The sequence below is a fragment of the Kribbella sp. NBC_01510 genome (genome assembly GCF_045040325.1).
Lineage (GTDB): Bacteria > Actinomycetota > Actinomycetes > Propionibacteriales > Kribbellaceae > Kribbella.
In genome coordinates, this window is record NZ_CP109418.1 from 1215406 (window position 1) to 1233065 (window position 17660).

The following is a 17660-nucleotide window of genomic DNA, read 5'->3' on the forward strand; positions in this document are numbered from 1 at the left end:
TCTGGCCGGCTCCTATCAGCGCTTCTTGCCGGCCTTGCGGCGCCGGACGATCATGCGGTCGCTTTCCTTGCGGGTGCGGGTGCGGCCCTCAGGCTGACCCCACGGGGACACCGGGTGGCGACCACCCGAGGTCTTGCCCTCACCACCACCGTGCGGGTGGTCGACCGGGTTCATCGCGACACCACGGACGGTCGGGCGCTTGCCCTTCCAGCGCATCCGGCCCGCCTTGCCCCAGTTGATGTTCGACTGCTCGCCGTTGCCGACCTCACCGAGGGTGGCGCGGCAGCGCACGTCGACCATCCGGACCTCGCCGGACGGCATCCGCAGGGTGGCCATCCGGCCTTCCTTCGCGACCAGCTGGATGCTGGCACCGGCCGAGCGGCCCATCTTCGCGCCGCCGCCCGGGCGCAGCTCGACGGCGTGCACCGTGGAGCCGACCGGGATGTTGCGCAGCGGCAGGTTGTTGCCGATCTTGATGTCGGCGGCAGGGCCGTTCTCGACGATCGTGCCCTGCTTCAGGTTCGACGGGGCGAGGATGTAGCGCTTCTCGCCGTCGACGTAGTGCAGCAGCGCGATCCGCGCGGTGCGGTTCGGGTCGTACTCGATCTCGGCGACCTTGGCCGGCACGCCGTCCTTGTCGTACCGCTTGAAGTCGATCAGCCGGTACGCCCGCTTGTGACCGCCACCGTGGTGCCGGGTGGTGATCTTGCCGGTGTTGTTCCGGCCGCCCTTCTTCGGCAGCGGGCGCAGCAGCGACTTCTCGGGGGTCGAACGGGTGAGCTCGACGAAGTCGGCCACGCTCGAGCCACGGCGGCCCGGCGTCGTCGGCTTGTACTTGCGGATTCCCATTACGACTGGCCTCCGAAGATGTCGATGCGGTCGTCGCCCTTGAGGGTCACGATCGCTCGCTTGGTGTCCGGGCGCTTGCCCCAGCCGGCACGAGTGCGGCGGCGCTTGCCCTTGCGGTTGAGGGTGTTGACGTCGTTGACCTTGACCTTGAACACCTTCTCGACCGCGAGCTTGATCTCGGTCTTGTTGGCATCCGGTGCGACCTCGAACGTGTACTTCTGCTCGTCCAGCAGGCCGTAGCTCTTCTCGCTCACGACCGGCCGGAGCAGCACGTCGCGGGGGTCCTTGTTGACTCCGTGGCTCATGCCTCTACCTCCTCGGCCTCAGTCGACGTGGCGACGGCCTTGACGGACTTGCCCTTCGGCGCACCGGCCACGAAGGCCTCCAGCGCCGGCTGGGTGAACACGACCGCGTCGCTGACCAGAACGTCGTACGCGTTCAGCTGGTCGGCGGCGATCAGGTGCACGTGCTGCACGTTGCGCAGGCTGAGCCAGGTGAGCTCGTCGGCACGCTCGACCACGACCAGGACCTTGCCCGGCTCAGCGGCCTCGGCCAGCACGTTCAGCGCGGCCTTGGTGGACGGCTTGTCGCCGTCGACGAACTTCTCCACGACGTGCACGCGGCCGTCGCGGGCCCGGTCGGACAGCGCACCGCGGAGCGCGGCGGCGATCATCTTCTTCGGGGTCCGCTGGCTGTAGTCGCGCGGCACCGGGCCGTGGACGACGCCACCACCGGTGAACTGCGGCGCGCGGGTCGAGCCCTGGCGGGCGCGACCGGTGCCCTTCTGGCGGTACGGCTTGGCGCCACCGCCGGACACCTCGCCCCGGCTCTTGGCCTTCGCCGTACCCTGGCGGGCCGCGGCCAGCTGGGCCACCACGACCTGGTGGATCAGCGGGATGTTGACCTGGACGTCGAACAGCTCGGCCGGAAGCTCGGCGGAGCCCTTCTTGCTGACCTTGTCGCCCTTCACGACGACGACGTCGACGGTGCTCACTTGGCAGCTCCCTTCGCGGCGTTGCGGATCAGCACGAGGCCGCCCTTGGGGCCGGGAACGGCACCCTTGAGCAGGATCAGGCCGCGCTCGGTGTCGATCGCGTGCACGCTGATGTTCTGCGTGGTGATCTGCTCGGCGCCCATCCGGCCCGCCATCCGCAGGCCCTTGAAGACGCGACCGGGGGTGGCACAGCCACCGATGGAGCCCGGCGAGCGGTGCTTCTTGTGCACACCGTGGGTGGCGCGCAGGCCGTGGAAGCCGTGCCGCTTCATCACACCGGCGAAGCCCTTGCCCTTGCTGGTGGCGGAAACGTCGACCCGCTCACCGGCCTCGAAGGCCTCGGCCTTGATCTCCTGGCCCAGCGTGTACTCGCTGGCGTCGGCGGTGCGCAGCTCCAGCAGGTGGCGCCGCGGCGTCACGCCGGCCTTGTCGAAGTGACCGCGCATCGGCTTGGTCACCTTGCGGGGGTCGATGTCGCCGAAGGCGATCTGGACACCGTCGTACCCGTGGCTGTCCGAGGTGCGAACCTCGGTCACGACGCAGGGGCCGGCCTGGATCACGGTGACGGGGACGACACGGTTGTTCTCGTCCCAGGTCTGGGTCATGCCGAGCTTGGTGCCCAGCAGACCGCGCGTGTTCTTGGAAGTGTTCACAGTGGGGCTCATTGGTTGTTCGCGTCCCTCAGAGCTTGATCTCGATGTCGACGCCGGCCGGCAGGTCGAGCCGCATCAGCGAGTCGACGGTCTTCGGCGTGGGGTCGATGATGTCGATGAGCCGCTTGTGGGTGCGCATCTCGAAGTGCTCGCGGCTGTCCTTGTACTTGTGCGGCGAGCGGATGACGCAGAACACGTTCTTTTCCGTCGGCAACGGCACCGGGCCAGCAACCTTCGCACCAGTACGCGTCACCGTGTCGACAATCTTGCGCGCCGAGCTGTCGATGACCTCGTGGTCGTAGGCCTTCAGCCGGATGCGGATCTTTTGTCCCGCCATCGCTTCGCTTCGTCCTTCTCTATCGTCTTCGTTGCGTTGCTCCGACCCCCGCGGTCGGGTGTGTCGCGTGCGCGGCACGCGCGTGACTCACCGCTTCATCGACCTGGATTGGTGATCGGGGCCCGGTCTCGGACCGGAACCTCGGCATGGTCTCCGGTCCGGCGCAGCCGCCAGACATAGCCTGGGGCGCGCCCCGGCGGCCTCGCCTGAGCAACCTGAACATTGTGCCAGAGATCGGCGCCGGAACGCCAATCGGGTGGCCTCACGCCTGATCCGGTCCCACCTGAGCGCCGGATCAGGCGCAAAGCAGAGGTCCGCGAGGGCTCAGCGTGCGAGCCCTCGCGGACCTCGTGAGATCACTTGATGATCTTGGTGACCCGGCCGGCGCCGACGGTGCGGCCACCTTCGCGGATCGCGAACTTCAGACCCTCTTCCATGGCGATCGGCTGGATCAGCTCGACCGACATGTCGGTGTTGTCGCCCGGCATGACCATCTCGGTGCCCTCGGGCAGCGTGACGACGCCGGTGACGTCCGTGGTGCGGAAGTAGAACTGCGGGCGGTAGTTCTGGAAGAACGGCGTGTGACGGCCGCCCTCCTCCTTCGACAGGATGTAGACCGAGGCGTCGAAGTTGGTGTGCGGGGTCGTGGTGCCCGGCTTGATGACGACCATGCCGCGCTCGACGTCCTCGCGCTTGGTGCCACGCAGCAGCAGACCGACGTTCTCACCGGCCTGACCCTCGTCCAGCAGCTTGCGGAACATCTCGATGCCGGTGACCGTGGTGGTCTGCTTCTCCGGACGGATGCCGACGATGTCGACGGTCTCGTTGATCTTGACGACACCGCGCTCGATCCGGCCGGTGATGACCGTGCCGCGACCGGTGATGGTGAAGACGTCCTCCACCGGCATCAGGAACGGCTTGTCGACCTCGCGGACCGGCTGCGGGATGTAGGAGTCGACCGCGTCCATCAGCTCGAGGATCGACTCGCCCCACTTCGCGTCACCCTGCAGTGCCGGGTGCGCCGCGACCTTGATGACCGGGGCGTTGTCGCCGTCGAACTCCTGCTCCGAGAGCAGCTCGCGGACCTCGAGCTCGACGAGCTCCAGGATCTCCTCGTCGTCGACCATGTCGCACTTGTTCAGCGCCACGACCATGGCCGGCACGCCGACCTGGCGGGCGAGCAGCACGTGCTCACGCGTCTGCGGCATCGGGCCGTCGGTGGCGGCGACGACCAGGATCGCGCCGTCCATCTGGGCCGCACCGGTGATCATGTTCTTGATGTAGTCCGCGTGCCCCGGGCAGTCAACGTGGGCGTAGTGCCGGGCCTCGGTCTGGTACTCGACGTGCGCGATCGAGATGGTGATACCGCGCTGACGCTCTTCGGGCGCCTTGTCGATCTGGTCGAAGGCCGACGCCTCGTTGAGGGTCGGGTACTTGTCGTGCAGCACCTTGGTGATCGCCGCGGTAAGAGTGGTCTTACCGTGGTCGATGTGACCGATGGTGCCGATGTTGACGTGCGGCTTAGTCCGCTCGAACTTCGCCTTCGCCACTGGGGCCCTCCTAGTAAATGTTGACTACGCCGTACGCCGACGCGCTGTGGGTGGTTGGTCCGGATGCGAGAGACTACTCGCCCCGGGCCTTCTTGATGATCTCTTCCGCCACGTTCTTCGGAACCTCGGCGTAGGAATCGAACTGCATCGAGTAGGACGCGCGGCCCTGGGTCTTGGACCGCAGGTCACCGACATACCCGAACATCTCGGACAACGGCACCAGGGCCTTGATGGCCCGGCTGCCACCGGGGCCCTCGTCCATCGACTGGATCTGGCCGCGGCGTGAGTTGAGGTCGCCGATCACTTCACCCATGTAGTCCTCGGGCGTGATGACCTCGACCGCGAACATCGGCTCCAGGATGACCGGGGTCGCCCTGCGGGCGGCATCCTTGAAGGCCATCGAACCGGCGATCTTGAACGCGAGCTCGGAGGAGTCGACGTCGTGGTAGGCGCCGTCTCGCAGCGTCACCTTGACATCCACCATCGGGTAGCCGGCCAGTACGCCGAACTCCATCGCCTCCTGGGCGCCCTCGTCGACCGACGGGATGTACTCCCGGGGGATGCGGCCACCGGTGACGGCGTTGACGAACTCGTACCCGCCCTCACCACCGGCCTCGACGCTCGTCGGCTCGATGTCGATGATCACGCGCGCGAACTGACCCGAACCGCCGGTCTGCTTCTTGTGCGTGTAGTCGACCTTCTCGACCTTCTTCTTGATGGTCTCGCGGTAGGCGACCTGCGGCTTGCCGACGTTGGCCTCGACGCGGAACTCGCGCTTCATCCGGTCGACCAGCACCTCGAGGTGCAGCTCGCCCATACCGGCGATGATGGTCTGGCCGGTGTCCTCGTCGGTCCGGACCTGGAAGGTCGGGTCCTCCTCGGCGAGCCGCTGGATCGCGACGCCCAGCTTCTCCTGGTCGCCCTTCGACTTGGGCTCGATGGCGACCGAGATGACCGGGGCCGGGAACTGCATCGACTCCAGTACGACGGGCTTGGCCGGGTCGGCCAGCGTCTCACCGGTGGTGGTGTCCTTCAGACCCATCACGGCGACGATGTGGCCGGCGCCGATCGACGCGATCTCCTCACGCTTGTTCGCGTGCATGCGGTAGATCTTGCCGATCCGCTCCTTACGCCCCTTGGTGGGGTTCAGGACCTGGGTGCCGGTCTCCAGCTTGCCGGAGTAGACCCGGATGAAGGTCAGCTTGCCCAGGTGCGGGTCGGCCGCGATCTTGAATGCCAGCGCCGAGAACGGCTCGCTGTCGTCCGGCTTGCGCAGGACGACCTTGTCGCTGTCCTTGACGTCGTGGCCCTCGATGGCCGGAACGTCGAGCGGGCTCGGCAGGAACGCGTTGATCGCGTCGAGCAGCGGCTGGACGCCCTTGTTCTTGAACGCCGTACCAGTCAGGACCGGGGTCAGCTTGCTGGCGATGGTCGCCCGCCGGATGGCCGCAACGATCTGCTCCTGGCTCGGCTCGTCGCCCTCCAGGTACATCTCCATGATCTCGTCGTCGGCCTCGGCCAGCGTCTCGATCAGCTTGTCGCGCCACTCGGCGGCGATCTCGGTGTGGCTGGCCGGGATCTCCTCGACGGTGTAGTCCTCACCCATCGTGGTCTCGCCGCGCCAGGTCAGCGCGCGCATCCCGATCAGGTCGACGACGCCGATGAAGTCCGCCTCCGCACCGATCGGCAGCTGCAGCACCAGCGGCACCGCGGCCAGCCGGTCGACGATCATGTCGACGCAGCGCATGAACTCCGCGCCGGTCCGGTCCAGCTTGTTCACGAAGCAGATCCGCGGTACGCCGTACCGGTCCGCCTGGCGCCATACGGTCTCCGACTGCGGCTCCACGCCGGCGACACCGTCGAACACCGCGACGGCACCGTCGAGGACGCGCAGCGAACGCTCCACCTCGACGGTGAAGTCGACGTGGCCCGGGGTGTCGATGATGTTGATGGTGTGGTCTTTCCAGGTGCAGGTCGTCGCGGCGGACGTGATCGTGATGCCGCGCTCCTGCTCCTGCTCCATCCAGTCCATCGTGGCGGCGCCGTCGTGGACCTCACCGATCTTGTAGGTGATACCGGTGTAGAAGAGGATCCGCTCGGTCGTCGTCGTCTTGCCGGCGTCGATGTGAGCCATGATCCCGATGTTGCGGACCTTGGCCAGGTCGGTGGTGATTTGTACGGCCACCTCGGTGGTCTACCTCTCGATTCTGTACTGCGTCAAAGGGGTGAGCGCTGGGGTCCGGATCGGACCCCGGATCACCAGCGGTAGTGGGCGAAAGCCTTGTTGGCTTCGGCCATCTTGTGCGTGTCCTCGCGGCGCTTCACCGAGGCTCCCAGGCCGTTGGAGGCATCCAGGATCTCGTTCATCAGTCGCTCGGACATGGTCTTCTCGCGACGCGCACGGGAGTACGACGTCAGCCAGCGCAGGGCGAGCGTGGTCGAGCGACCGGGCTTGACCTCGATCGGCACCTGGTAGGTGGCGCCACCGACGCGGCGGCTCTTCACCTCGATGCTCGGCTTCACGTTGTCCAGTGCACGCTTCAGCGTGATCACCGGGTCCGTGCCGGTCTTGGTGCGGGTGCCCTCGAGCGCGTTGTAGACGATGCTCTGCGCGATCTGCTTCTTGCCGTCGACCAGGATCTTGGAGATCAACTGGGTGACGAGCGGCGAACTGTAGACCGGGTCGATGATGACCGGGCGCTTCGGGGCGGGGCCCTTGCGCGGCATTAGCTCTTCTCCTTCTTCGCGCCGTAGTGGCTGCGGGCCTGCTTGCGGTTCTTCACACCCTGGGTGTCGAGCGAACCGCGGATGATCTTGTACCGGACACCGGGCAGGTCCTTCACACGACCGCCGCGGACGAGCACGATCGAGTGCTCCTGCAGGTTGTGGCCGACGCCGGGGATGTACGCGGTGACCTCGATGCCGCTGGTCAGGCGGACACGCGCGACCTTCCGAAGCGCCGAGTTCGGCTTCTTCGGCGTAGTCGTGTAGACGCGCGTGCACACACCGCGACGCTGAGGGGAACCCTTCAGGGCGGGCGTCTTGTTCTTGGACACCTTGTCCTGGCGGCCCTTGCGGACCAGCTGCTGAATGGTGGGCACCGCGTAGGTCTCTTTCTGTCGTCCGGCTATCTCTCTGCTGTTGCTTGCCTGACCCCCGCGGTCGGGTGTGTCGCGTGCGCACGGGCGTACCGAAGCCGTAATCTTCCAGACTGTCGGCAGGAGTCCCGTGCCACGCGCGCAGACCCGGTTCGACGAGGGGCACGCATGACGGCCCAGGATGACCCGGGCACGATCGTTAAGACTAGCGGCTGCCTCAAGCACGGTCAAAATGACTACCCGACCGGCGCAGAGGCCATTCCGCTTCTCCAGTCTACAGGCTCTACGGAGTGGTCTTACCAGCCAGGAAAGCGGCTGCCACCGAGCGGTCCCCGTCGACCTCCAGAACGTCCGCGGGCAAGCGCTTCCAGAGGCAGAGGTCCAGCTCTGCCGCGGTCCCCGAGAGGACCGCCTCGCCGGCTGCCTTCCCCCGCTCCACCTGCGGCCGATCCCCTTCAGACACAGGCGTCAGCGTCCATTCGTCGCCCGTGTCGATCGCGCGTACGCCGACCTGGCGGGTGACCGCCAGCTTCGCCCCGCGGGCCAGCATCCGGGGCAGGAACACCCCGAACACCTCGTCCACCCCGTCGGCCGCGATCTCGGCAGGTATCACGTCCAGACCAGTGGCCTCCCGGGCTTCAGCCTGTACGGCGTCCACGAGATGGATGACCGTCTCATGCATGCGCCGGCGGGACCAGAATCCCGCCCGCTGATCCACCGGCGCGAAGTTCCAGCACGGTTCGTCCGGATCGACCGCCCGCAGCGCGGCGGCCAGTGCGGCGGTCGTACCGGCATACCAGTCGGACCAGGAGATCGTCGTACGCAGGACCTCCGGGCGCTTCTGGGAGATGCCGCTGAGCACGATCGACGCGGCCCAGCGCTGCCCCGAACCGAGGTGCATGGCCAGGTCGGCCAGCGTCCAGCCCGGGCAGTTCGGCACCACAGCGGCCGGGTCCACCCGGTCGAGCACGGCCGCGACCTCCGCGGCCGTCCGCTCGAACTCGGAGAGATGGTCGATCGGTTCAGGCACGGAACTCGACTTCGGTGATCAATCCGTCGGCGACGCGGTAGAGCGCGAGCTGGGCGGCCGGTTCGCCGGTGTCGTAGGCCAGCACGTGCTCGACCACCCAATCGCCGAGCATCAGCTTCTGCACCACCTCGGTCTTGCAGCGTCCGGCGTCGAACCGCGGCCGGTAGTGCTCGCGCAGGAACCGGCGGCCCTTCAGCTCGGTCCCGTCCACGAGCTGGATCCGCGCGGTCGGCGAGTACATCGCCAGGAACGCCTCCAGGTCGTGAGCGGCGTACGCGGCGTGCTCGCGCCCGACGACGCGCGCGGCGGGCGTATCCGCCGTGACAGCGGCGATGGTGGCGGCGCCCAGGTCGGCCAGCGGGGCCATGGTCGCGGCAGGGGTGGGAGTAGGAGTGGGCACCTGCTGACTGGCGGGTTCAGCAACTGCCGGTGCTTCCTTGACCGCCACGGCGGGCTTGGCGGCAGGCGTCCTGCGGCGGGTGGTCGTGGTCTTCTTGGCCGGCGGCGGGGGTGGGACGAGCAACTTCTCCTCGCCGCCGGGCTCCTCGCCCAGGTGGGCGATGGCCCAGTCCAGAGCCTTGGTGACGGCGGCGCGTGATTCTTCGGTGTGGTCGAGCATGTCGAACCCGTGGTGCCCTTTCGGTACGTCGATGATGTCCAGCGAGCTGCCACCCGCGGAAACGAACTCCGCGACCGGGCCGGCGAGCTCCTCGCGCTCGAGCCCGGCTCTGGTCAGCAGCACCGGCAGATCCTTGTGTTTGCCGATCACTTCGGCGGCGTTTACCAGATCGTCGACACCGGGCGGGGTGGCGAGCAGGGGATAGGACAGGGCGACGAACCGCAGCCAGTCGGGGCGGCTGTCCAGCCACTCCCCCGCCAGCAGGCCGGCGCCGGAGAAGAACCACAGGCCGACCCGATCGGGGTCGACGCGTGGATCGGAACGCAGGACGCCGACCGCGGCCTCCACCTCGTCCGCGGCGGTGACCAGGCGGTCGAGGCCGTGGATCAGGCTGTGATCGACGACAGCGGCCACCAGGCCTCGCCTGGCGGCTGCGGTCGCGTACCCCCGGTAGACCGGCCAGTCCCGCGGCATCACCTCGAGGCCGGCGGGCCCAGGACCCCCATGGACGAACAGCACCGCCCCGGTCCGGGCAGTCCCGGCCGGGCGATAGAAGTCGATCTCTCCCAGTCTGTCCACCCGCACGTCGGGCCCGTCCAAAACTCCCAGGACAAAGGGCCGCAGATAGGCCGGGAGATCCGTCATGCCCCAATCTTGGCGCATCCGCCGGACACTTTCAGCCGCCACCCCGAGTGTCTTCGGCAGACCGCCGTACGAGATCGCCCAGAACGCCGGAATCCCCTGTCAGCCAAGCGTTTGAACCCCGGAACGCCGCGAGGGCGGCACCCCCTATGGGAGTGCCGCCCTCGGTATTGCTTCTTCCCCGCCCCACCGCCCCGGTCAGGGGGGTGACTTGGCTCAGTTCTGGTAGGAACCGAGGTCGAAGTCGTCGAGCGGGACCGACTGACCGGTGGACGGGCCGAAGTCGTAGTCGTACGACTCGTAGCCGACCATCGAGTACATCGCGGCCTTCGCCTCCTCGGTGGGCTCCACCCGGATGTTGCGGTACCGGTCCATGCCCGTACCGGCCGGGATCAGCTTGCCGATGATGACGTTCTCCTTCAGACCGACCAGCGAGTCGGACTTGCCGTGGATCGCGGCCTCGGTGAGGACGCGGGTCGTCTCCTGGAAGGAGGCGGCCGACAGCCACGACTCGGTCGCCAGCGAGGCCTTGGTGATACCCATCAGCACCGGACGACCGGAGGCCGGCGTACCGCCCTCAGCCACGACGCGACGGTTCTCCGCCTCGAACATGATCCGGTCCGCGAGCTCACCCGGCAGCAGCTGGGCGTCGCCCGACTCGATCACCGTGACCCGGCGCAGCATCTGCCGGACGATGATCTCGATGTGCTTGTCGTGGATGGCCACACCCTGCGACCGGTACACCTCCTGGACCTCGTCCACCAGGTGCTCCTGCGCCTTGCGTACGCCGAGGATCCGCAGCACCTCCTGCGGGTCCGGCGTACCCTGCGTCAGCTGCTGGCCGACCTCGACGTGCTGACCCTCTTCGATCAGCAGGCGGCCACGCTTCGACACCGGGTAGGCGACCTCCTCGGAACCGTCGTCCGGGGTGAGCACCAGCTTCCGGGTCTTGTCGGTGTCCTCGATCGCGATCCGGCCCGCGGCCTCGGCGATCGGCGCCTTGCCCTTGGGCTGACGGGCCTCGAAGAGCTCGACCACACGCGGCAGACCGTGGGTGATGTCATCACCCGCGACACCACCGGTGTGGAAGGTACGCATCGTCAGCTGCGTACCCGGCTCACCGATGGACTGGGCCGCGATGATGCCGACCGCCTCGCCGATGTCGACCGGCTTGCCGGTCGCCAGCGAACGGCCGTAGCACTTCGCGCAGGTCCCGGTCTTGGCGTCACAGGTGAGCACCGAGCGGACCTTGACCTCTTCGATCCCGGCCGCGACCAGCTTGGCGATCGACACGTCGCCCAGGTCGGCGCCGGACTCGAGGACGAGGTTGCCGTCGGCGTCGCTGACGTCGCCGGCCAGGGTCCGTGCGTAGGCGCTGGTCTCCACGTTCTCGGCGTGCACGACCTTGCCCGACGGGTCCTTCTCGCCGATCTTCTTCGGCAGACCCCGCTCGGTCCCGCAGTCCTCCTCGCGGATGATCACGTCCTGCGACACGTCCACCAGACGACGGGTCAGGTACCCCGAGTCGGCGGTCCGCAGCGCGGTGTCGGCCAGACCCTTCCGGGCACCGTGGGTGGCGATGAAGTACTCGACCACCGACAGACCCTCGCGGAAGTTGGACTTGATCGGCCGGGCGATGATCTCGCCCTTCGGGTTGGCCACCAGGCCACGCATACCGGCGATCTGCCGGATCTGCATCATGTTGCCTCGGGCACCCGAGTGGACCATCATCCAGATCGGGTTGGCCTTCTCGAAGTTCTCCTCCATGGCCTTGCCGACCTCGGCGTTGGCGCCGGTCCAGATCTCGATCAGCTCCTGGCGCCGCTCGGACGAGGTGATCAGACCTCGCTCGAACTGCTTCTGGACCTTCTCGGCCTGCGACTCGTAGCGAGCCATGATCTCCGGCTTGCTCGGCGGCGTGCTGAAGTCGTCGATCGACACCGTGACACCCGAGCGGGTGGCCCAGCGGAAACCGAGGTCCTTCAGCGCGTCGAGGGCGTTGGCAACCTCGACCTTGGAGTACCGCTCGGCCAGGTCGTTGACGATCCCGCCCAGCTGCTTCTTGCCGACCTCGACGTCCACGAACGGGTAGTCCTGCGGCAGCGCCTCGTTGAACAGAGCCCGGCCCAGCGTGGTCTCCAGCGCGAACCCGCCGTCGGCACGCTCGGCGGCACCGGCCGGTACGCCGGACTCGTCGAGCCGCAGCGTGACCTTGGCCTGCAGCGACAGCTCGTTGCGGTCGAACGCCATCAGCGCCTCGGCCACCGAGCTGAACGCCCGGCCCTCGCCGAGTGCGCCCTCCTTCAGCATGGTCAGGAAGTAGATGCCGATGATCATGTCCTGCGTCGGCATCGTGACCGGACGGCCGTCAGCCGGCTTCAGGATGTTGTTCGTCGACAGCATCAGGATCCGGGCCTCGGCCTGCGCCTCGGCCGACAGCGGCAGGTGCACCGCCATCTGGTCACCGTCGAAGTCCGCGTTGAACGCGGAGCAGACGAGCGGGTGGATCTGGATCGCCTTGCCCTCGATCAGCTGCGGCTCGAACGCCTGGATGCCCAGCCGGTGCAGGGTTGGTGCACGGTTGAGCAGGACCGGGTGCTCGGTGATGACCTCTTCCAGCACGTCCCAGACCTGGGCGCGCTGACGCTCGACCATCCGCTTGGCGGACTTGATGTTCTGCGCGTGGTTGAGGTCGACCAGCCGCTTCATCACGAACGGCTTGAACAGCTCCAGCGCCATCGCCTTCGGCAGACCGCACTGGTGCAGCTTCAGCTGCGGGCCGACCACGATGACCGAACGGCCCGAGTAGTCGACGCGCTTGCCCAGCAGGTTCTGCCGGAAACGACCCTGCTTGCCCTTGAGCATGTCGGACAGCGACTTCAGCGGCCGGTTGCCCGGGCCGGTGACCGGACGACCACGGCGACCGTTGTCGAACAGCGCGTCGACGGCCTCCTGCAGCATCCGCTTCTCGTTGTTGACGATGATCTCCGGCGCGCCCAGGTCGAGCAGTCGCTTGAGCCGGTTGTTCCGGTTGATCACCCGGCGGTACAGGTCGTTCAGGTCCGAGGTGGCGAACCGGCCACCGTCGAGCTGAACCATCGGCCGCAGGTCCGGCGGGATCACCGGAACGCAGTCGAGCACCATGCCCATCGGGCTGTTGTTGGTGGCCAGGAACGCCGTGACGACCTTGAGCCGCTTCAGGGCGCGGGTCTTGCGCTGGCCCTTGCCGGTCTTGATCGTCTCGCGCAGGTTGTCCGCCTCGGCCTTCAGGTCGAAGGTCTCCAGCCGGCGCTGGATCGCGGCGGCACCCATGGCGCCCTCGAAGTACTTGCCGAACCGCTCCTTCATGGCGCGGTAGAGGATCTCGTCGCCCTCCAGGTCCTGGACCTTCAGGTTCTTGAACCGGGTCCAGACCTCGTCGAGGCGGTCGATCTCGCGCTGCGCACGGTCACGCAGCTGCTTGACCTCACGCTCGGCACCTTCCTTGACCTTGCGCCGTACGTCGGCCTTGGCGCCCTCGGCCTCGAGCTGCGCCAGGTCCTCCTCGAGCTTCTTCATCCGCTGCTCGATGTCGTTGTCGCGCCGGTTCTCGAGCTGCTTGCGCTCGACGTCGGTGCGACCCTCCAGCGACGAGAGGTCGCGGTGCCGCGCCTCCTCGTCGACGTCGGTGATCATGTACGCCGCGAAGTAGATGACCTTCTCGAGGTCCTTCGGGGCGAGGTCGAGCAGGTAGCCGAGCCGCGACGGGACACCCTTGAAGTACCAGATGTGGGTGACCGGGGCGGCCAGCTCGATGTGGCCCATCCGCTCACGGCGCACCTTGGAGCGGGTGACCTCGACGCCACACCGCTCGCAGATGATGCCCTTGAAGCGAACGCGCTTGTACTTGCCGCAGTAGCACTCCCAGTCCCGGGTGGGACCGAAGATCTTCTCGCAGAAAAGGCCGTCACGCTCGGGCTTGAGCGTCCGGTAGTTGATCGTCTCGGGCTTCTTGACCTCGCCGTGCGACCACTGGCGGATCTCATCCGCGGTCGCCAGGCCGATCCGAAGCTCGTCGAAGAAGTTCACGTCGAGCACGATGTGTTATCTCCCGTTGCTAAAAATGGTCTGAGTGAGTTGGTTGTTGATCTCAAGCGGCAACCCGCTCAGACCTCCTCGACGCTGTTCGGCTCACGCCGGGACAGATCGATGCCCAGTTCCTCCGCTGCACGGAAGACGTCCTCCTCGCTGTCGCGCATCTCGACCCGGCTTCCGTCGGACGAGAGCACTTCCACGTTCAGACACAGGGACTGCATTTCCTTGACCAGAACCTTGAAGGACTCCGGGATACCCGGCTCCGGGATGTTCTCGCCCTTGACGATCGCTTCGTACACCTTGACGCGACCGACCACGTCGTCCGACTTGATCGTGAGCAGCTCCTGCAGCGCGAAGGCGGCACCGTAGGCCTCCAGGGCCCACACCTCCATCTCGCCGAACCGCTGGCCGCCGAACTGAGCCTTACCGCCCAGCGGCTGCTGCGTGATCATCGAGTACGGACCGGTCGACCGTGCGTGGATCTTGTCGTCGACCAGGTGGTGCAGCTTCAGCATGTACATGTAGCCGACGCCGACCGGCTCCGGGAACGGCTCACCCGAACGGCCGTCGAACAGCCGGGCCTTGCCCGAGCCGTCGACCATCCGGACACCGTCGCGGTTCGGCAGCGTGGAGCCGAGCAGGCCGGTGACCTCCTCCTCCTTGGCGCCGTCGAAGACCGGGGTGGCGACATTCGTCATCGGAGCCGCGGAACCGGCGCCGATCTTGATCAGCCGCTGGGCCCACTCCTCGGTGTTCTCCGGGTCGACCTCCCAGCCGCGGCTGGCGATCCAGCCGAGGTGGGTCTCCAGCACCTGACCGACGTTCATCCGGCCGGGCACGCCCAGCGGGTTCAGGATGATGTCGACCTGAGTGCCGTCCTCGAGGAACGGCATGTCCTCGACCGGCAGGATCTTGGAGATGACGCCCTTGTTGCCGTGTCGGCCGGCCAGCTTGTCGCCGACCGAGATCTTGCGCTTCTGGGCGACGTACACCCGGACCAGCTGGTTGACGCCCGGCGGCAGTTCGTCGCCGTTGTCGCGGTCGAAGACCCGGACACCGATGACGGTGCCCTCCTCGCCGTGCGGCACCTTCAGCGAGGTGTCGCGGACCTCCCGCGCCTTCTCACCGAAGATCGCCCGGAGCAGCCGCTCCTCCGGGGTCAGCTCGGTCTCACCCTTGGGCGTGACCTTGCCGACCAGGATGTCGCCGGTGGTGACCTCGGCGCCGATCCGGATGATGCCGCGCTCGTCCAGGTCGGCCAGCATCTCGTCGGAGACGTTCGGGATGTCCCGGGTGATCTCCTCCGGGCCCAGCTTGGTGTCGCGAGCGTCGACCTCGTGCTCCTCGATGTGGATCGAGGTCAGCAGGTCCTGCTGGACGACGCGCTGGGAGAGGATGATCGCGTCCTCGTAGTTGTGGCCCTCCCACGGCATGAAGGCGACCAGCATGTTGCGGCCGAGCGCCATCTCACCCTCGTCGGTGCACGGACCGTCGGCCAGCGGCGTGCCGACCTCGACCCGCTGCCCGGCGTCAACCAGCGGGCGCTGGTTGATGCAGGTGCCCTGGTTCGAGCGGCGGAACTTCGCCAGCCGGTAGGTCTGGTACGTGCCGTCGTCGGCGGCGACCTCGATCAGGTCGGCCGACACCTCCTTGATCACGCCGGCCTTGTCGGCCACCACCACGTCACCGGCGTCGACCGCACCGCGGAACTCCATGCCGGTACCGACCAGGGGGGCGTCCGCGGTGATCAGCGGAACGGCCTGGCGCTGCATGTTGGAGCCCATCAGGGCGCGGTTGGCGTCGTCGTGCTCGAGGAACGGGATCATCGCGGTCGCCACCGACACCATCTGGCGCGGCGAGACGTCCATATAGTCCACGTCCTCGACCAGCACGAGCTCGACCTCACCGTGGCGCCGGCGGACCAGCACCCGGTCCTCGGCGAACCGGTCGTCCTCGGTCAGCGCGGCGTTCGCCTGCGCGATGACGAACCGGTCCTCCTCGTCCGCGGTCAGGTAGTCCACCTGGTCGGTGACCTGGCCGTCGACGACCTTGCGGTACGGCGTCTCGACGAAGCCGAACGGGTTCACCCGGCCGTACGTCGCGAGCGAGCCGATCAGACCGATGTTCGGGCCTTCCGGGGTCTCGATCGGGCACATCCGGCCGTAGTGGGACGGGTGCACGTCGCGAACCTCGAAGCCGGCCCGCTCGCGGCTCAGACCACCCGGGCCAAGGGCCGACAGGCGGCGCTTGTGGGTCAGACCCGCGATCGGGTTGGTCTGGTCCATGAACTGGGACAGCTGGGAGGTGCCGAAGAACTCCTTCAGCGCCGCCACCACCGGACGGATGTTGATCAGGGTCTGCGGCGTGATCGCCTCGACGTCCTGGGTCGTCATCCGCTCCCGGACCACGCGCTCCATCCGGGCCAGGCCGGTGCGCAACTGGTTCTGGATCAGCTCGCCGACGGTGCGCAGCCGGCGGTTGCCGAAGTGGTCGATGTCGTCTTCCTCGACGACGATCTCACCGGTCGGCGCGGGCAGCTCGGTCTTGCCCTCGTGCAGTGCCACCAGGTACTTGATCGTGGCGACGATGTCGTCGATCGTCAGCACCGCGGTGTCGTGGGCCTCGTCGCGGCCGAGCTTCTTGTTGATCTTGTAGCGGCCGACCTTGGCCAGGTCGTAGCGCTTGCCGTTGAAGTAGTAGTTGTCCAGCAGCGCCTGCGCGGCCTCCCGCGTCGGCGGCTCGCCCGGCCGCAGCTTGCGGTAGATGTCCAGCAGCGCGTCGTCCTGCCCGGAGGTGTGGTCCTTCTCCAGGGTGAGCCGGATCGACTCGTAGTCGCCGAACTCCTCCAGGATCTGCGCGTCGGTCCAGCCGAGCGCCTTGAGCAGCACGGTGACGTTCTGCTTGCGCTTGCGGTCCAGCCGCACGCCCACCATGTCGCGCTTGTCGACCTCGAACTCCAGCCACGCGCCGCGCGACGGGATGATCTTGGCGGTGAAGATGTCCTTGTCCGACGTCTTGTCCGGCGTGCGCTCGAAGTACACACCGGGCGAGCGGACGAGCTGGGACACCACGACACGCTCGGTGCCGTTGATGACGAAGGTGCCCTTGCGCGTCATCAGCGGGAAGTCACCCATGAAGACGGTCTGGCTCTTGATCTCGCCGGTCTCGTTGTTCATGAACTCGGCGGTGACGAACAGCGGCGCGGAGTAGGTGACATCCCGCTCCTTGCACTCGTCGACCGTGTTCTTCGGAGGCTCGAAGCGGTGGTCGCGGAACGACAGCGACATGGTGCCGCTGAAGTCCTCGATCGGGGAGATCTCCTCGAAAATCTCTTCCAGGCCGGACGGGCCGGACAGTTCGGTCCGTCCCTCGGCCTCGGCGGCGGCCACACGGGCCTGCCACGTTTCGTTGCCGACCAGCCAGTCGAAACTGTCCACCTGCAGCGCAAGCAGATCCGGAACCTCGAGAGGTTCGGAGATCTTTGCGAAGGAGATGCGGCGTGGTGAGCCGGAAACGTCGGAAATGCTGTCGGACTGGGGGTTGCGCGAGGCGACCAAGGGGCGTCCTTCCACGGGCTCGCAGAAATCACTTCGGTGCTGGGAGCGCACGCCGAACCACCCTAGTCAAGTCGAGACCCGAGCCAGGGTGTAAGTAAAGGCAGCGCAAAGCAATAGGTTACATGATCCAGGCAAGCCTGTCCAATGGGGTCCAACACTATGCCGTCGGACCACCCTCTCCGTCAAGGACCGACCCGGGGTCTCCAGCGGGTAGATCACCCGCGAGCCGCCCGGCGTCCTGCTGGTGCGGAGTCACA

13 protein-coding genes are annotated in these 17660 nt (G+C 67.2%); all 13 read right to left on the minus strand.

Translation table 11 applies throughout. The features are described 5' to 3' along the window. Positions 1 to 15: 15 nt before the first annotated feature. On the minus strand, positions 16 to 849 hold the full coding sequence (gene rplB, locus OG558_RS05970) for a 50S ribosomal protein L2 (RefSeq protein WP_328526116.1): 834 nt from the start codon (positions 847 to 849) through the stop codon (positions 16 to 18). Beyond that, the gene (rplW, locus tag OG558_RS05975; protein ID WP_329003464.1) at positions 849 to 1154 is read right to left on the minus strand and encodes a 50S ribosomal protein L23; all 306 of its coding nucleotides are present in this window, start codon (positions 1152 to 1154) and stop codon (positions 849 to 851) included. Before rplW ends, rplB begins: the two co-directional genes overlap by 1 nt. After that, positions 1151 to 1843 (minus strand): 50S ribosomal protein L4, encoded by a 693-nt coding sequence (rplD, locus tag OG558_RS05980; protein WP_405069309.1) that lies wholly within the window; start codon positions 1841 to 1843, stop codon positions 1151 to 1153. The genes rplW and rplD overlap by 4 nt, the downstream gene beginning before the upstream one ends. Beyond that, positions 1840 to 2508, minus strand: coding sequence for a 50S ribosomal protein L3 (gene rplC, locus OG558_RS05985; RefSeq protein ID WP_329482149.1), 669 nt, complete (start codon positions 2506 to 2508; stop codon positions 1840 to 1842). The genes rplD and rplC overlap by 4 nt, the downstream gene beginning before the upstream one ends. A gap of 16 nt (positions 2509 to 2524) precedes the next feature. After that, a complete protein-coding gene (gene rpsJ / locus OG558_RS05990) occupies positions 2525 to 2833 on the minus strand; it encodes a 30S ribosomal protein S10 (RefSeq protein ID WP_012923688.1) in 309 nt (102 codons plus the stop codon). Positions 2834 to 3189: 356 nt separating this feature from the next. Further along, positions 3190 to 4383: an elongation factor Tu gene (tuf, locus tag OG558_RS05995; protein ID WP_329482150.1), complete on the minus strand. Its 1194-nt coding sequence runs from the start codon at positions 4381 to 4383 to the stop codon at positions 3190 to 3192. A 73-nt stretch (positions 4384 to 4456) separates the two neighbouring features. Further along, entirely contained in the window at positions 4457 to 6517 is a 2061-nt protein-coding gene (gene fusA, locus OG558_RS06000) for an elongation factor G (RefSeq protein WP_329484783.1), read from the minus strand. A 122-nt stretch (positions 6518 to 6639) separates the two neighbouring features. Further along, positions 6640 to 7110, minus strand: a complete 471-nt coding sequence (rpsG, locus tag OG558_RS06005; RefSeq protein ID WP_130384648.1) for a 30S ribosomal protein S7 — start codon at positions 7108 to 7110, stop codon at positions 6640 to 6642. Beyond that, positions 7110 to 7484, minus strand: a complete 375-nt coding sequence (rpsL, locus tag OG558_RS06010; RefSeq protein WP_328526112.1) for a 30S ribosomal protein S12 — start codon at positions 7482 to 7484, stop codon at positions 7110 to 7112. Before rpsL ends, rpsG begins: the two co-directional genes overlap by 1 nt. Before the next feature lie 280 nt (positions 7485 to 7764). Further along, positions 7765 to 8511 (minus strand): maleylpyruvate isomerase family mycothiol-dependent enzyme, encoded by a 747-nt coding sequence (locus OG558_RS06015; protein WP_405069310.1) that lies wholly within the window; start codon positions 8509 to 8511, stop codon positions 7765 to 7767. Continuing rightward, positions 8504 to 9775 (minus strand): nuclear transport factor 2 family protein, encoded by a 1272-nt coding sequence (locus OG558_RS06020; RefSeq protein WP_405069311.1) that lies wholly within the window; start codon positions 9773 to 9775, stop codon positions 8504 to 8506. Before OG558_RS06020 ends, OG558_RS06015 begins: the two co-directional genes overlap by 8 nt. Positions 9776 to 9988: 213 nt before the next feature. Further along, complete coding sequence (locus tag OG558_RS06025; protein WP_329482153.1) at positions 9989 to 13849, minus strand: DNA-directed RNA polymerase subunit beta'; 3861 nt, start codon at positions 13847 to 13849, stop codon at positions 9989 to 9991. A 68-nt stretch (positions 13850 to 13917) separates the two neighbouring features. Then, positions 13918 to 17403 carry a DNA-directed RNA polymerase subunit beta gene (gene rpoB, locus OG558_RS06030; RefSeq protein WP_405069312.1) on the minus strand — a complete coding sequence of 1162 codons (3486 nt, stop codon included), beginning with the start codon at positions 17401 to 17403 and terminating at the stop codon, positions 13918 to 13920. Between the last annotated feature and the right edge of the window lie 257 nt (positions 17404 to 17660).

What these genes read in the sequence shown, in the direction of transcription:
- rplB (WP_328526116.1), bottom strand. Translation starts at nt 849, where the DNA reads ATGGGAATCCGCAAGTACAAGCCGACGACGCCGGGCCGCCGTGGCTCG.
- rplW (WP_329003464.1), bottom strand. Translation starts at nt 1,154, where the DNA reads ATGAGCCACGGAGTCAACAAGGACCCCCGCGACGTGCTGCTCCGGCCG.
- rplC (WP_329482149.1), bottom strand. Translation starts at nt 2,508, where the DNA reads ATGAGCCCCACTGTGAACACTTCCAAGAACACGCGCGGTCTGCTGGGC.
- rpsJ (WP_012923688.1), bottom strand. Translation starts at nt 2,833, where the DNA reads ATGGCGGGACAAAAGATCCGCATCCGGCTGAAGGCCTACGACCACGAG.
- fusA (WP_329484783.1), bottom strand. Translation starts at nt 6,517, where the DNA reads ATGGCTCACATCGACGCCGGCAAGACGACGACGACCGAGCGGATCCTC.
- rpsG (WP_130384648.1), bottom strand. Translation starts at nt 7,110, where the DNA reads ATGCCGCGCAAGGGCCCCGCCCCGAAGCGCCCGGTCATCATCGACCCG.
- OG558_RS06020 (WP_405069311.1), bottom strand. Translation starts at nt 9,775, where the DNA reads ATGACGGATCTCCCGGCCTATCTGCGGCCCTTTGTCCTGGGAGTTTTG.